Raw genomic sequence first — 644 nt, forward strand, 5'->3', positions numbered from 1 at the left:
GAACCATTCCGCCAACCTGGCAAGCTCCGGCCCCAGCACGCGATCGGCGCCGACAGGCGGCACGATAGCTCTGATTTGATCGACGAAGGAACGCAGTGCCGGCGGCGGCGTCCGTTCGGTGACGTGCAGCGCCTGCGAGGCGATCATTGCCAGCATCGCCATGGCGGCATCGACGCAGCGGCCGGCGGTCGCTTCCTTGGCCCATGCGAAGAACGCCGTCGTGGCGACGTCGTCCTGCCCCGCGCCAGCCGATTCCGTGCCCGGAATGAAGGTGCGCTGTGCGGCCAGCTTGGCCTGCTCGAGATAGCCGGTGATCGCCATCGGCACATAGCCGACATTGCCATGGCCATCGCTGTCGGCTGAGTGACGTCCGGTCATCAGCAGATCCGGCAGCAGCGACACCTTGCCGTTCAGAAGCTTCGAGGCGTGGCGGTCGCAGAGCAGGCAGATGTCGGCCCATATCGCCGCCAGATCGTCCAGCGCCGGCGTTGCCATCGCATTGTGATAGCCGCCGGTCGAGATGCAGCGGCCGAGCCGATCTGCATCGTCGGGCGGGATGTAGACGGGATTGTCCGATATCGAGGCCAGCGACACATTGGCCGCCCGCTCGGCCGTCGCCAGCGCACGATGCGCCTGGCCGAGGA

General features: G+C 66.9%; 1 protein-coding gene. It reads right to left on the reverse strand.

Features of this window, described 5'->3' with window-relative positions; genetic code table 11:
* Positions 1-644, reverse strand: a 644-nt coding sequence (locus EN994_RS34240) for an aromatic amino acid lyase (protein ID WP_164746566.1), incomplete at both ends; no start/stop codon positions are given.

Source organism: Mesorhizobium sp. M7A.F.Ca.CA.002.09.1.1 (assembly GCF_003998555.1).
Classification (GTDB): Bacteria; Pseudomonadota; Alphaproteobacteria; order Rhizobiales; family Rhizobiaceae; genus Mesorhizobium; species Mesorhizobium ciceri.